10 protein-coding genes and 1 riboswitch are annotated in these 14,623 nt (G+C 66.7%); of the genes, 2 read left to right on the top strand and 8 right to left on the bottom strand.

What is annotated here, in order from left to right; translation table 11 throughout:
• Nucleotides 1-37: 37 nt before the first annotated feature.
• The 7 genes from atzF to AC2T4A_RS28125 all read right to left on the bottom strand — a co-directional run bounded on the left by atzF (nt 38) and on the right by AC2T4A_RS28125 (nt 10,314).
• Complete coding sequence (atzF, locus tag AC2T4A_RS28155) at nt 38-1,846, bottom strand: allophanate hydrolase (protein WP_486742325.1); 1,809 nt, start codon at nt 1,844-1,846, stop codon at nt 38-40.
• A 213-nt stretch (nt 1,847-2,059) separates the two neighbouring features.
• The gene (locus AC2T4A_RS28150) at nt 2,060-5,875 is read right to left on the bottom strand and encodes a 5-oxoprolinase/urea amidolyase family protein (protein ID WP_486742324.1); all 3,816 of its coding nucleotides are present in this window, start codon (nt 5,873-5,875) and stop codon (nt 2,060-2,062) included.
• A 265-nt stretch (nt 5,876-6,140) separates the two neighbouring features.
• Nucleotides 6,141-6,776 carry an urea amidolyase associated protein UAAP2 gene (locus AC2T4A_RS28145; RefSeq protein WP_416747408.1) on the bottom strand — a complete coding sequence of 212 codons (636 nt, stop codon included), beginning with the start codon at nt 6,774-6,776 and terminating at the stop codon, nt 6,141-6,143.
• 11 nt (nt 6,777-6,787) lie between these two features.
• Nucleotides 6,788-7,507: an urea amidolyase associated protein UAAP1 gene (locus tag AC2T4A_RS28140; RefSeq protein ID WP_478377205.1), complete on the bottom strand. Its 720-nt coding sequence runs from the start codon at nt 7,505-7,507 to the stop codon at nt 6,788-6,790.
• 10 nt (nt 7,508-7,517) lie between these two features.
• Nucleotides 7,518-8,324, bottom strand: coding sequence for an ABC transporter ATP-binding protein (locus AC2T4A_RS28135; protein WP_486742323.1), 807 nt, complete (start codon nt 8,322-8,324; stop codon nt 7,518-7,520).
• Nucleotides 8,321-9,136 carry an ABC transporter permease gene (locus AC2T4A_RS28130; RefSeq protein WP_486742322.1) on the bottom strand — a complete coding sequence of 272 codons (816 nt, stop codon included), beginning with the start codon at nt 9,134-9,136 and terminating at the stop codon, nt 8,321-8,323. The genes AC2T4A_RS28135 and AC2T4A_RS28130 overlap by 4 nt, the downstream gene beginning before the upstream one ends.
• A 113-nt stretch (nt 9,137-9,249) precedes the next feature.
• On the bottom strand, nt 9,250-10,314 hold the full coding sequence (locus AC2T4A_RS28125) for a putative urea ABC transporter substrate-binding protein (protein WP_416747416.1): 1,065 nt from the start codon (nt 10,312-10,314) through the stop codon (nt 9,250-9,252).
• A gap of 58 nt (nt 10,315-10,372) precedes the next feature.
• Nucleotides 10,373-10,471, bottom strand: a riboswitch (guanidine-I (ykkC/yxkD leader).
• 266 nt (nt 10,472-10,737) lie between these two features.
• Between AC2T4A_RS28125 and AC2T4A_RS28120 the strand changes: the two genes are divergently transcribed.
• Nucleotides 10,738-10,995, top strand: coding sequence for a DUF1145 domain-containing protein (locus tag AC2T4A_RS28120; RefSeq protein ID WP_045209740.1), 258 nt, complete (start codon nt 10,738-10,740; stop codon nt 10,993-10,995).
• A gap of 480 nt (nt 10,996-11,475) precedes the next feature.
• On the opposite strand, the gene AC2T4A_RS28115 is transcribed toward AC2T4A_RS28120, so the two are convergent.
• Complete coding sequence (locus AC2T4A_RS28115; RefSeq protein WP_416747418.1) at nt 11,476-12,384, bottom strand: LysR family transcriptional regulator; 909 nt, start codon at nt 12,382-12,384, stop codon at nt 11,476-11,478.
• Between the two features lie 97 nt (nt 12,385-12,481).
• On the opposite strand from AC2T4A_RS28115, the gene AC2T4A_RS28110 reads away from it, so the two are divergent.
• Nucleotides 12,482-14,455 carry an alkyl/aryl-sulfatase gene (locus AC2T4A_RS28110; RefSeq protein WP_486742321.1) on the top strand — a complete coding sequence of 658 codons (1,974 nt, stop codon included), beginning with the start codon at nt 12,482-12,484 and terminating at the stop codon, nt 14,453-14,455.
• The last annotated feature ends 168 nt before the right edge of the window (nt 14,456-14,623 follow it).

Below are 14,623 nucleotides of genomic sequence, written 5' to 3'. Positions count from 1 at the left end.
ACTGTTCGCGAGCAAGCTCGCTCCTACGAAAAGCCGCTCAGCTGTGGCTGTGCAGCCACGCCCGCCAACCGCCGAAATGGCTGATGTCCTCGGCGCCGTCCAGGCCCCAGGCATCGCAGATGAAGCCGGTTTCCCAGCTGCCGTCCTCCAGTTGCACCTTGCCCAGCCCCAGCGGTGCAGGAATGCCGGTGAGGAAGGAGCCCAGTTCGGCACTGGGAAGTTCCCAGACTTCCACCTCGATAGCCACGCCATCGTCGGCCACGCGCAGCATGCCGGGGCGCAGCGGCGGGCCGCCGGCGAGGGCATAGAGCTTGTAGGCCGGTGCGCTCCGGGTGGTGCGCAGCAGGCGGGCGCCGCGCTGGCGCAGCTGCCAGTTCAGTGCCAGGCCGTCGAGGTGCGCGCCACATACCACCAGGCGCGCACGGTCGTTGCGCGCGGCGTTGGCGGAGGACGCCGGGGCGATGGCGTTGCCGCCGATGAGTGGCAGGTTGTGCTGGCGCTGCAGGGCGTCAGCCACGCCAAGCAGGTATTGGTCAGTGAAGGCGCGGCCGAACAGCGTCACGCCCCAGGGCAGGCCGTTGTCCATGATTGCGCTGGGTACCGCCACGGCGGCGTAGTCCAGCAGGTTCATGAAGTTGGTGTAGTAGCCCAGGTCGGAGTTGCGTTTCACCGGTTCGGCGTGCAACTCCTCCAGCGTCACCGGGCGGCCGATGGTCGGGGTGAGCACGCAGTCGAGGTCGGCGAGGATTGCATCGCACTGCGTCTTGAGTTCCTGCAGCCGGTACTGTGCGCGGAACGCCTGCACGGCGGTGGCGCCGGGGGCTTTCGCCAGCACGTCGCGGATCACTGGCAGCACGGCCTGCGGGTCGCGCTCGATCAGCTCGCCGGCCACGCTGTAGCGCTCGGCGACCCACGGCCCCTCATAGAGCAGGCGCGCGGCTTCGAGGAAGGGGGCGAAGTCGATCTCCCGAGCCTCGCCGCCCAGCGCCTTGAGCTGGTCGAGGGCGTCGGTGAACAGCACCGGGCCTTCGTGGCAGCCGAAAAATTCCAATTGATCGGCGCGGGGAACACCGAAGCGAAATGGCTTGGGCGCACCGAAGGCGCTGACGTCGTTCCACGCCGGGTTGGCGCGGCTGTAGCCGTCCTGCGGATCGAGCTTGGCAGTCAGAGCCAGAAGCTCGCTGGCCTCGGCGGCACTGGCGGTGAAGTAGGTGATGCAGTCCAGCGTGCGGCAGGCCGGCACCAGGCCGTGGTTGGACAGCAGGCCCTTGCTCGGCTTGAGACCGAGCAGACCGTTGAGCGCCGCTGGCACGCGGCCGGATCCGGCGGTGTCGGTACCCAGGGCGAAGCTCGCCACCCCCAGAGCCACCGCCAGCGAAGAGCCAGCGCTGGAGCCGCCGGACGGGTACTCCGGCAGTACGCTGTTGCGGCATTCGCCGTAGGGCGAACGGGTGCCGTTGAGGCCGGTGGCGAACTGGTCGAGATTGGTCTTGCCCAGCGGAATGGCGCCCAGGTCGATCAGCTGTTGCACCAGCGTCGCAGAGGTTTTCGGCGTGTAGGCGAAGGCCGGGCAGGCGGCGGTGGTGGGGACGCCGGCGAGGTCGATGTTGTCCTTGATGGCGAAGGGGATGCCGTAGAGAGGCAGGCTGTCCGGCGACTTGTCGTCCAGGGCGGCCAGGTAGGGTTCCAGTTCTTCCAGGCTGAGCAAGTGGATGAACAGGTGGTAGTCCGGGTTCAGTGCGGCGGCCTTGTTGCGCAGTCCGGCGATCAGTTGGCGCGGCGTGGCGCGGCCTTCGCGGTAGGCGGCACGCAGGGCGGCGAGGCGGAGGTCGAAGGTGATGGGCATGGTTGGGGTTCCTGTGCGGGGCCGGCAGCCCTCTCCCCGGCCCTCTCCCTGAAGGGAGAGGGGGAAGAGCGCTCCGGCGCGGTGTCGGGTTCGAACCACGGACAGGCCGTGGTCCCAGGATGAATCAATGCTTCAACCCCGCTCCGAATTGTCCCCTCTCCCTTTAGGGAGAGGGTTAGGGAGAGGGGGCTTCGCAACATCTGCGGTGTCAGCTCACGCCTCCTCCATCACCACCACCCGCTGCCCGGCGCGCACTGGTGAGCCGGGCTGCACGCGGACTTCGCGCACCACGCCGTCGCGCGGGGCGGTGAGAGGAATTTCCATCTTCATGGACTCGAGGATCACCAGGATGTCGCCCGCCTTCACGCTGGCGCCGGCTTCCACCTGCACCTGCCAGAGGTTGCCGGCGATGTGGCTTTCGACGGCGTGCTGGCCGGCGCCGAGCGGGGCGTCCTCGCCGCTGTCGATGGCGGCCTCTTCGCTTTCGAAATGTGCCTGGCCCGAGGCGATCCAGCGCTCGCGCTCAGCATCGAAGGCGGCACGCTGGTGGCTGCGGAATTCGGCAATGCTCGCGGCTTCCTCGGCGAGGAACTGCTGGTAGTCCGCCAGGCGCAGCTCGCTTTCTTCGATGCGCAACGGATAGCGGCCCAGCGGGAAGTCGCGGCGGATGCGCAGCAGTTCGTCCGCCGACACCGGGTAGAAGCGGATCTGGTCGAAGAAGCGCAGCAGCCAGGGCTTGCCGTCGAACGCCGCGACCTCGCGGTAGCGGTTCCACATCTGCAGGGTGCGGCCGACGAACTGGTAGCCGCCGGGGCCTTCCATGCCGTAGACGCACAGGTAGGCGCCGCCGATGCCGACGGAGTTCTCCGCCGTCCAGGTGCGCGCGGGGTTGTACTTGGTGGTCACCAGGCGGTGGCGTGGGTCCAGTGGTGTGGCCACCGGCGCGCCGAGGTAGACGTCGCCCAGGCCCATCACCAGGTAGCTGGCCTCGAACACGGTGCGATACACCGCCTCGAGGTCCGGCAGTTCGTTGATGCGGCGGATGAACTCCAGGTTGCTCGGGCACCAGGGCGCGTCCTTGCGCACGGTGGTCATGTATTTCTCGATGGCCAGCTGGCAGGCCGGATCGTCCCAGGACAGCGGCAGGTGCACGATGCGCGACGGTACCTTGAGGTCCTGCGCGGCGCAGACGGCGTCCCACAGGCCGGCGACGGTTTCCAGCAAGGTTTCCAGTGAGAGGGTTTCCGGCTGGTAGTGCACCTGCAGCGAGCGGATGCCGGGGGTGAGGTCGATTACGCCGTCGAGGTCTTCGGCTTCCAGCGCCTGCATCAGCGCGTGGGCGCGGAAGCGCAGGACCAGGTCCAGCTCGGGCTGGCCGATTTCCAGCAGCAGGTGAGTGTCGCCGGCGAGGCGCGCGACCAGGCGTGTGTCGTCCTGGCCGAGGTCGAGGACGATGGGGGAGGTGAGCGCGGTGCTCGGGCTACCCTCACTCCCCGCCTTCTCCTGCACGCGGGAGAGGGGGCTGTCCGCTTGGCCGGATAGCACTGCAATCGCCGGTAGCTCCGCACTGCCCCCTCTCCCTCCGGGAGAGGGTTGGGGTGAGGGGAAAACGGCGCTGCCGGAGCTGGACTCTCCTGTAGGAGCGAGCTTGCTCGCGAACCCGCCCAGCTCCTGGACCTCCGGCAGAATGCGTTCGCGAGCAAGCTCGCTCCTACAGGGAGTCCGGTATTCGGCGGTTTGGGAGCGGCTCAGCGAGCGGGCGGTGGAGATATCGACGGGCACGAACCGCACCTTGTCTCCCGCCTTGAGCTGGCCAAGCTGCCAGAGGTCGGCCTCGATCACCGTCACCGGGCAGACGAAGCCGCCCAGGCTCGGACCGTCCGGGCCGAGGATCACCGGCATGTCGCCGGTGAAGTCCACCGCGCCGATGGCGTACGGATTGTCGTGGATGTTCGACGGGTGCAGGCCGGCTTCGCCGCCGCTCTCGCGCACCCATTCCGGCTTCGGGCCGATCAGGCGCACGCCGGTGCGGCTGGAGTTGAAGTGCACTTCCCAGTTGGTGGCGAAGAAGGTCTCGATGTAGGCCGCGGTGAAGTATTCCGGCGCACCGTGGGGGCCGTAGATCACGCGGATGCTGCGCACGGCCGGGAGGTCGGTGCGCAGTGCCACTGGCAGACTGTCGCCGTGGCTCGCGTCTTCCAGCGTGTCGAGGTGCAGCACATCACCGGCGCGCAGGGCGCGGCCACCGTGGCCGCCGAACTGGCCGAGGGTGAAGGTGCTCTTGCTGCCCAGATAATCCGGCACCTGCAGGCCGCCGCGCAGGCACAGGTAGCTGCGGGCGCCGGCGCCGCCGACGGTGCCTAGGCTGAGCGTAGAGCCGGCGGCGATGAGCAGTGCGGTATCCATCGGCTGTTCGACGCCGTCCAGGCTGATCGGCAGCGCCGCGCCGGTGACGGCCACGACCGCGTCAGTGTTGAAGCGCAGGGTCGGGCCGCTCATGGTGATTTCCAGCGCGGCAGCGCCTTCGGCATTGCCAAGAAGGACATTGCCCAGGCGCAGCGCGCGATCGTCCATCGGCCCGGACGGCGGCACGCCCACGGCCCAGTAGCCGAGGCGGCCGGGGTAGTCCTGCACGCTGGTCTGGGTGCCGGCGCTGAGTACTTCGAAGGTCTGCGCGCGGTAGCGCAGGCCTTCCAGGCAGCGCGTCCAGGGCGAGCCGCTGGCGAAGGGCGCGTCTTTGATGATCTGCCGCAGGTAGTCGCGGTTGCATTCCACGCCATAGAGCTGGCTGCCTTCGAGGGCGCGGTCGAGTCCGGCGCTGGCCTGCTCGCGGGTCGGCGCCCAGGCGATGAGCTTGGCGATCATCGGGTCGAAGTAGGGCGGAATCTCGCAGCCGGCCTCGACCCAGGTGTCGATGCGCAGGGCCTTGCCGTCGGCCGCCGGGAACTGCACGGCGGTGAGCAGGCCGGGGCAGGGCTGGAAGTCGCGGCCGGGGTCTTCTGCGTAAAGGCGTGCCTGGATCGCATGGCCGCTGGGCTTCAGCGCGGCGGCCAACTCGGCCAGGGGCGGCAGGTCACCGGCGGCCAGTTCGATCATCCAGCGCACCAGGTCGACGCCCCAGACCTGTTCGGTGACGCCGTGCTCCACTTGCAGGCGGGTGTTCACTTCGAGGAAGTAGAAGCGCTGCGCCTGGCTGTCGTAGACGAATTCCACGGTGCCGGCGCTGCGATAGCTGACGGCTTTCGCCAGCTGGATCGCCGCCGCGCACAGGGCCTCGGCCATGCCGGCGGGCAGGTTGGGCGCCGGGGTTTCTTCCAGCACCTTCTGGTTGCGTCGTTGTACCGAGCAGTCGCGCACGCCAAGGGCGATCACCTCGCCCTGGCCGTCGCCGAACACCTGTACTTCCAGGTGGCGGGCGCGCTCGATGTACTTCTCGATGAATACGCCCGAGTCGCTGAAGTTGTTCTGCCCCAGGCGTTTCACCGCGTCGAAGGCGTCGCGCAGTTCGTCTGCCGAGCGACACACGCGCATGCCGATGCCGCCGCCGCCGGCGGTGCTTTTCAGCATCACCGGGTAACCGACCTCTTCACCGGCGAGCAACGCGGCTTCGAGGTCGGGCAGCAGGTCGGTGCCTTCGAGCATCGGCACGCCCTGTTCGCGGGCCAGGGCGCGGGCCGTGTGCTTGAGGCCGAATACCCGCAGTTGCTCCGGCGTCGGGCCGACGAAGGCGATGCCGGCGGCTTCGCAGGCTTCGGCGAAGGCGGCATTCTCGGAAAGGAAGCCGTAGCCGGGGTGGATAGCCTGGGCGCCGCTGTCGTGGGCGGCCTGGAGAATCTTTTCCACTACCAGGTAGGTAGTGGACGCGGGCCCCTCGCCGAGGCTGATGGCCTGCGTTGCCTGCTGGATGTGCAGGCTGGCCATGTCGGCGTCGGAGTACACGGCCACGCCGTCCAGTTGCAGCTCGCGCAGGGTGCGCAGGATGCGGCAGGCGATAGCACCGCGGTTGGCGATCAGGAGCTTGTCGAACATGAGGGCGTCCCCATGGGGTGGCGGGCCGTCCCGCCATGATTCGGTGTGCACCACGGTCGTCCATGGCGCTGAAGCGCTTTTCGTAGGATCGAGGGGGGCGCCTAGCCCTTGCTCGCGAACCCCGCTTAACTCCGGCGCGGGGGCGGAGTTCGTTCGCGAGCAATAACGATGGCGTCCCCCTCGCTCCTACAGGTTCTCAGCGTCGGGCTGCATTGGGCGCTGCGGCTCTGGGCGAGCAGGAACAACCAGCGGCGCAGACGCGCGGTCAGTCCCATACCAGCAGCTCCGCCGGCGTCGGGTTCCAGCCGTTGCAGGGGTTGTTGAGCTGCGGGCAGTTGGAGATCAGGACGATGACGTCCATGTGCGCGATCAGTTCGACGTACTTGCCGGCGCCGGAGATGCCGTCCTCGAAGGTCAGGCCGCCTTCGGCGGTGACCGGCACGTTCATGAAGAAGTTGATGTTGTGGCTGATGTCGGCCTTGCTCAGGCGGCCGTCGTGCAGGCTGGCGCGCAGGAAGTTGTCGCGGCAGCTGTGCATGTAGCGCTTGTCCAGGGCGTAGCGCACGGTGTTGCTTTCCTGGGCGCAGGCGCCGCCGAGGGTGTCGTGGCGGCCACAGGTGTCGGCGGTGATGGTCAGCATCGGGTTGCCGAGGTTGGACCAGAGCACGCTGCCGGCGCTGAGGTAGACCTGCCCCTGTTTGCGCAGGGTGCGTTGCACGTCGTAGCGCTCGCGCGGGTTGGCGGCGCTGAAGAACAGCGTGTCTACCGCCTGGTTGCCTTCCAGGTCGAGGATGCGCAGGGTCTGTCCGGCCTTGAGTTCGGTGAGGCTGGGTTCGCCAGCCGCGATCAGGGTGCGCGAGACGCAGGCTTCGGGGTGTTTGTCGCTGGGGACGATGGGCATGCTCGCGCTCCTTACAGGTACTGGCGTTCGGTGTTGTGGAAGCCGCGGCCGTTCTCCGCGCGGGACGTACGGCAGAGCACGCTGATGCCGTCGGACGCGACCTGCTGCCAGGTCAGGCCGATGGGTTTGGGGGCGTACTGCGGGTTTGGGTCCAGCGGATGTTGCAGGGCGGTGAGGACGACGAGGGTGTCCATTGGCGCGTAAAGCTCCACGTAGTCGCCTGCCCTGGAGTTATCGGGGCTGAAGCGGAAGCAGCCGTCGGCATCGACGGCCACGCGGCTGAACAGGCTCAGGCACATCAGCAGGTCCTGCAGGCGCATGTCCCACTTGCCCATTTCCACCAGCAGGTTGTCCACGCCGTTGCGGTGGAAACCGTTGCGCAGTTCCTGGTAGCGGCCGTCGCCGTACTTCTCCTGCACCTCGGCGGCGTTCAGCACGCCGCCGAAGCTGTCGTGCCAGCCGCAACTGTCGGCGGTGATGGCGGCCAGCACGCGGCCCATGTCCGAGTACAGGCAATGGCCAGCGGTCAGCTTGGCGGTGTGCTGGCACTTGAGGCTGTCGGGCAGGTTCAGCCGCTCGCTCTTCTCGGCGGCGTTGAACAGCAGGAGGCTGACGTTGCCGCCGCCTTCCAGGTCGGTCAGGCGCAGCACTTGGCCGCGCTTGAGGACGAAGGAGGTGTGGCCGCCGCCGGGGACGGTTTCTTCGTAGAGGGTGGTACGCAGGTCATTCATGGTGGGCTCCTTAGTAGGCCGGCGTGATCAGCGCAGCGGCGGCCGTTTCCAGGCGCGCGGCGAGCGGTTCGGGCAGGGCGGCGCGGGCGGCCTTGCGGTCGGCGTTGAGCGGGATGTCGTAGGTGATGCGGGCGCCGTAGGCGGTGGGCGCCTGCGGGTCGTGGCGGACCTTGTCGAAAACCAGCAGGCGAGTGCCCAGGCTGAAGCCCTCGGCGAGGTCGTGGGTGACCATGAACACGGTGAGGCGGGTTTCCTGCCACAGCTCCAGCAGCAGGGCGTGCATGTCCTTGCGGATGCCGGGGTCGAGCGCACCGAAGGGCTCGTCGAGCAACAGCACGCGCGGCTTCATCACCAACGCCTGGGCGATGGCCAGGCGCTGCTGCATGCCGCCGGAGAGGGCGCTGGGATACTGCTTGAGCGCATGGCCGAGGCCGACTCGTTCGAGCAGGGCGGCGGCCTGTTCGCGGGCTTCGCGCTTGGCGCTGCCCAGCAGCCGGCCGAGCAGCGGCGAGCGCGGCAGTTCCAGGCCGAGGGCGACGTTGTCCAGCACCGACAGGTGTGGAAACACCGAGTAGCGCTGGAACACCACGCCCCGGCTCGGGTCGGGCTCGCCCGGCAGCGGCTGGCCTTCGAGCAGCAGCTCGCCACGGCTGGGGCGCTCCTGGCCGAGCAGCAGGCGCAGGAAGGTGGACTTGCCACAGCCGGAGGCGCCGACCAGGGTGCAGAATTCGCCTTCCTTCACCTCGAGATTCAGGCGTTCGAGCACCACGTTGCCGTCGTACTCCTGCCAGACGTTGCGGACTTGAATGAAGCTCATGCCTTGCCTCCTTCGTACCAGGGGAAGGCGCGGCGGGTGAGGGCGCGCAGACCCCAATCCATCAGCCAGGCCAACGCGGTGATCCACACCACGTAGGGCAGGATCACGTCCATGGCCAGGTAGCGGCGTACGAGAAAGATGCGGTAGCCCAGGCCGTCGGTGGAGGCGATCGCCTCGGCGGCGATGAGGAACAGCCAGGCCGAGCCAAGCATCAGGCGCAGGGAAATCAGCAGGCGCGGCATCAGTTGCGGCAGCACCACGCGCAGGATCAGCGTCCAGGTGTTGGCGCCCAGGGTCTGCGCCTTGATCAGCAGCTCGCGGGGGATTTCCCGGGCGCGCTGTTCGATGTCGCGGGCGATGCAGGGGGCGACGCCGATGACGATCAGCACCACCTTGGACAGCTCGCCGAGGCCGAAGACGATGAACAACACCGGCAGGATTGCCAGTGGCGGGATCATCGACAGCACAGTGAGCAGCGGCGAAAGCGGCGCGCCGAACAGCGGCACGCTGCCGGCGGCGATGCCCAGCACCAGGCCGAGCAGGGCGGCAATACCCAGGCCCAGGCCGAGGCGTTGCAGGCTGGCGCCGGTGTCCTTCCAGAACAGCACTTCGCCGGTGCGTTTGTCCTCGTTGAAGGCCAGGCGTTTGACTGCGTCGGCCATCTGCGCGGCGCTGGGCAGCAGCTTGTCGTTGGGGTTCTCCGCCAGCCGTGACGCCGACCCGGTGAAGTAGGCGAACAGCAGCAGGGCGAAGGGCAGCAGTACCAGGAACAGGCGGCCGCTGCGGTCGGGGGTTCGGTTGATCAGGCGCATGCTTCGTACCTGTTGGTCGATAACCTGTAGGAGCGAGCTTGCTCGCGAACCGCACGGCGCCTTAGCGCCAAGCGAAACGCCGTTCGCGAGCAAGCTCGCTCCTACGAAGAGCGTCAGAGCTTGCCGTCCGCCGCCATCTGCACGTACGTCGGGTCGAAGCGCAGCTTGAGGTTCTTCGCATCCCCGGTGGACAGCCCACCGGCGAAGCTCATGCCCACCGCGTCGGCGCTCTTGGCGCCTTCGCCGAGCAGGCCGTGGGCGAAGGAGAAGGCCGCGACCTTGTCCATGGTCGCCGGCAGTTTCGGGCTGGTAGCGAAGGCCAGTGCTTCCTTCGGCGTGGCAAACAGCTTGGTGGTGGCGAGCTGGCTCTGGTAACCGGCGAGGTCGGTGCCCGAGGCTTTGGCCATGTGTTCCAGCGCGGCGCGGGTTTCGGCGCTGTCGCCCTGCATCAGCGCGACGGTCTCGAACCAGGCGCCGGTCAGGGCTTTGCCCAGCGCCGGGTTGTCTTTGAGCACCGCGCTGTTGACCACCATCATGTCCATGATTTCGCCGGGGACCTGGCTGGAGTTGAACACTTCGGTGGTGCCCGGTTTGGCGCGGGCCTCGGCGAGCATCGGGTTCCAGGTGGTAACGGCCTGTACGTCGTCGGTGTTGAAGGCGGCGGCGATGTCGGCGTCGGAGGTGTTCACCGTATTCACGTCCTTCTCGCTCAGGCGGGCGTTCTCCAGGGCGCGGGCGAGCAGGTAGTGGGAGACGGAAAGCTCCACCAGGTTGACGTTCATGCCCTTGAGGTCGGCCAGGGTCTTGCCTTCGCCCTTGATGACAATGCCGTCGTTGCCGTTGGAGAAGTCGCTGACGATCAGCGCGGTGGAGTCGACGCCACCGGCGGCGGGGATGGTCAGGGCGTCCATGTTGGTCATGGTGCAACCATCGAACTGGCCGGCGGTGTACTGGTTGATCGACTCGATGTAGTCGTTGAGCTGGGTGACCTTGATCTCTATGCCGTACTTCTTCGCCCACTTGTCGACGATGCCGTGGCTGGCCGCGTACTCCCAGGGCATCCAGCCGGCATAGATGGTCCAGCAGAGGTTGAAGCTGTTCTTCGGCGCGGCGGAGGCCGAGAGAGAGAAGGCGGCGAGACCGGCGGCGAATAGGGCAGAGAGGAGGGGCTTGCGCATGGAGAGTCTCCAGGTCGGTTGTCGGGCGGGCAGGAGTCGGGCGGCACGTGTCGCTCTCGTCTCCCGGGCTTTTGTCCCGCCGTGTAACCTCGCTGGAGGTCGATGACTCTCGGACCAGTCACTCGCCTCGCGAGCCGGAACCCTAGTCATCCATTGTCAGATTGTGGTGCCGCTGTCCGAGTGCTTCGGATCGTTCCTGCACAGCCGAGTCAAAGCGAGCAGCGTGCCAAGTTGGCGAAAGTGCCGGGGCAGAAGGGCTGCGGTGGAGTGGTGGATGTTTTTCGGTGCACGCGAGGGCATGCGCCTGCCCTCAAATGAAGCGTGGCGCCGCTTCCTGGTGCGCGGGCCAGTCGAAAGGCAGGAGCGTGGCGGGCGTGGCCGGCGGCAGACTGCTGCGACCTTCACCTTGAGGAATCCATCGCCATGTCCGAGTTGCTGAGCTTTGCCAAGGGTGCGCTGACCATGTTCTGGGTCGCCGCCGTGCTCAACCTGATCTATCCCTTCGGCGAGCTGCATCGCCCGCTGCTGTGGCTCTCCGCGATCCTGCTGGTGGTGCATGTGGGCGAGGTGCTGTTGCTGGCGCGCCGGCGTTCGGTCACCGAGAAGGTGCAGGTCCTGCTGTTTGGCGTGCTGCACCTGCAGAGCCGCAAGCTTCGCCGTTTGGAAACTGTAAACGGCTGATTTACCCAAGCTTTACCTTCGCCTGTGGCACCGCCTTCTGACATGCATGTCTGATCTTGCGAGACCGGAAGAATGTACTCCCCGCATCCCGGCGGGGCGGCCGGCTCGCTTGATGGAGGCGCCATGCGTCGTATCTTTGCTGCTGCACTGTTGTTTCTACCGCTGGTTGGCTGCGTGATTCTTCCGCCGCCGGGACACGGTCACGGCGGTTGGCGGGATGGGCCTCGCTACTACCAGCCGGCACCGCCAACGGTTTACTACGGCGGCCCACAACACGGGTGGCGTCGGTGAAGGTCGAGCCAGAGCCCCTCACCCCGACCCTGGCGGCGCGCCCCGCTCCTCAAGCGGGAGAGAGACCGTTCGGTGCAGGGTGAAACCTCGGCATCAGATGGTACGGGCGGCTCTTTCTCCCTGAGGGAGAGGGCCGGGGTGAGGAGGAAGCATTTGCGCCGAGCCTTTCCTGCTGCCCGCTGATTGCGCTCAAGACACGGTGTTGAACGCCGCATCCTCCTCCAGCAACAACTCGACGAACTGGCTGGCCGCAGGCGAGAGGCTGCGGCTGGCATGGCGCACCAGGGCGTAGGCGGAGCCGCGCCCAGCTACTTCGCCGCTGGGCCAGGGCAGAGTGGCGAGGTTTCCGGCTCGCACATCCGCGGCGACCACGTCCCAGGTCGCCAGGCACAGTACGTCACTGCCTTTCACCAGCTCCTTGAGCATCAGTACGTCATCGCATTGCACGCTCAGCGGCTGCTCGCGGCCGAAGGTGCGCGCCAAGCCTTCGTGGGCGTCACGCGGCAGGCGCGGGCCGGCCAACGGGTAGTCGAGTACGCTCTCGACCGTCGGCGGGGTTCCGAGCAAGGGGTGCCCTGGTCGGCAGAACAGCACGCCGCGATGCTCTCGTAGCGGCAGGATATCGAGACGAGTGTCACCCTCCAGTTCGCGGTAATCGGCGACGAACAGTTCCAACTCGTCGTCCAGCAGGCGTTGCTGCAGCTCGCCCCAGTTCTCGATGGAGAGCAGGATCGACACTTTGGGGTGCGCGCCGCTGTAGCGCGCCAATACCTGTGGCAGCAGCCGCGCACCGGGGAAGGGGCCGGCGCCCAGGCGTAGTTCGCCGGTTTCCAGGTCCGCCAGTTGCAGCACCGCATTCTTCAGCGCGCGGTCACCGGCCAGCAGGCGGCGGGCGTGTTCCAGCACCAGTCGGCCGTGGGCCGTGAGGGTCACGCCGCGCGGGTTGCGGTCCACCAGTTGGCAGCTCAACTGGCCTTCCAGCGTCTGGATGCTTCGCGACAGAGCGGGTTGACTAAGATTCACCGCATCGGCGGCACGGGCGAAGTGGCCGTGTTCGGCGAGGGCGACGAAGTGGCGTAGCTGGCGGAGATCGCTCATGCGCTTCCTGCATTGATAGTGAAATTGGAATGCATTGGAATTATTAGCGCGACGGCCGGCATAGTGCGAGCACAACAACAAATTCCGGAGTCCTCCGATGTCCCGTCTTTCCGCTGCCGTGCTGGTCGCCAGCCTCTGTCCTGGCCTGCTGCTCGCCGCCGAACAGCCCAAGCCCGCGACTTCCTTCACCCAGGCCGCCCAGGAGCAGGTGCGCCAGTCACTGCCCTTCGGTGATCGCGCCGATTTCGATCGGGTGGAGAAGGGGCTGATCAAGCGCCCCGATAACCTCATCATCAAGAACGATGACGGCAGCGTCGCCTGGCAGCTGGGCGACTACGACTTCATCAAGGCCGCCAAGGACATCGCCAGCGTCAACCCGAGCCTGATGCGCCAGGCGCAGCTGAACCTCAGCTACGGTCTGTTCAAGGTCACCTACGGTATCTACCAGGTGCGCGGCTATGACCTGGCCAATATCACCTTCATCCAAGGCAAGACCGGCTGGATCGTCATCGACACCCTGACCACCCCGGCGACCTCCAAGGCTGCCTACGCCCTGGTGAGCCAGGAGCTGGGGCAGAAGCCGATTCGCGCGATCATCTACAGCCACGCCCACGCCGACCATTTCGGTGGGGTGAAGGGGCTGGTCAGCCAGGAGCAGGTGGACAAGGGTGAGGTGCAGATCATTGCGCCCAAGGGCTTCATGGAAGCGGCGATCAAGGAAAACGTCATGGCCGGCAATGCCATGCTGCGCCGCGCCAGCTACCAGTACGGCACGCTGCTGCCCAAGGGGCCGAACGGCCAGGTGGACATGGCCATCGGCAAGGGCGTGGCGCACGGTCCGCTGAGCATCATCGCGCCGACCAAACTGATCGAGGGTGAGCTGCAGGACCTGGAAATCGATGGTGTTCCCTTCACCTTCCAGAACACCCCGGGCACCGAATCGCCGGCAGAGATGAACGTCTGGCTGCCGCAGCAGAAGGCGCTGCTGATGGCCGAGAACGTCACCGCCACGCTGCACAACCTCTACACCCTGCGCGGCGCCGAGACCCGCGACCCGTTGGGCTGGAGCAAGTACATCAACGAGGCGCTGCACCGTTTCGGCGACAAGGCCGAGGTGATGTTCGCGGTGCACAACTGGCCGCGCTGGGGGCACGAGGACATCGTCCATACCCTGGAGAAGCAGCGTGACATGTACGGCTACCTCAACGACCAGACCCTGCACCTGGCCAACAACGGGGTGACCATCAACCAGATCCACGAGCGCCTGAAGGTGCCGCCGGAGCTGGCCAACGAATGGTTCAACCGCGGCTACCACGGCAGCGTCAGCCACAACGTGCGTGCGGTGGTGAACAAGTACCTGGGCTATTACGACAGCAACCCGGCGACTCTGAACCCGCTGGCGCCGGAGGATTCGGCGAAGAAGTACGTCGAGTTCATGGGGGGGGCCGATCACTTGCTGCAGATGGCCAAGGCTTCGTTCGACAAGGGTGAATACCGCTGGGTGGTGGAGGTGCTGAACAAGCTGGTGTTCGCCGATCCGACCAACCAGGCCGCGCGCAACCTGCAGGCCGACGCCCTGGAGCAGCTCGGCTACCAGGCGGAGAACGCCGGTTGGCGCAACAGCTACCTGGTCGCCGCGCAGGAGCTGCGCAACGGCGTACCACGTAACCTGCCATCACTGCGCGTCAGCAATCCCGATGCGCTGGCAGCCATGGATACCGGCCTGCTGTTCGACTACCTCGGCGTGCGCATGAATGCGCAGAAGGCCGAAGGCGAGGACTTCAGCATCAACCTGGTGCTGCCGGACAAGAACGAGCAGTACCTGCTGGAGCTGAAGAACTCGCACCTGAACAACATCAAGGGCGTGCAGAGCGAAAACGCCGGGCAGACCGTCACCATCGACCGCGCCGACCTCAACCGCCTGATGCTCAAGGAGGTCTCGCCAGTGCGCCTGGTGTTCGAGGGCAAACTCAAGAGCTCGGGCAATCCGCTGCTGCTGGCGAAGTTGTTCGGCATGCTCGAAGACTTCGACTTCTGGTTCGACATCGTGACCCCGCCCGAAAAGAGCTGAACGCGCTCCCCTCTGCGTCGCGGCTGACATCTCTCCAGGCCGCGTCATCCGGTGATGGCACAATGCAGTGATTGCATTGTGCCATTGTTTTTTTCGCGCCCAGTCTGCACCATGCGACCCCTGCGCCTGCAGCTGGTTGCCGGCGCTCGCAGTCGAGTAGTCGCGATC

The organism is Pseudomonas sp. PVC-3-1 (genome assembly GCF_057444315.1).
The sequence above is the reverse complement of the archived record's forward strand: the minus strand, read 5'-3'. Positions and strand labels throughout refer to the sequence as shown.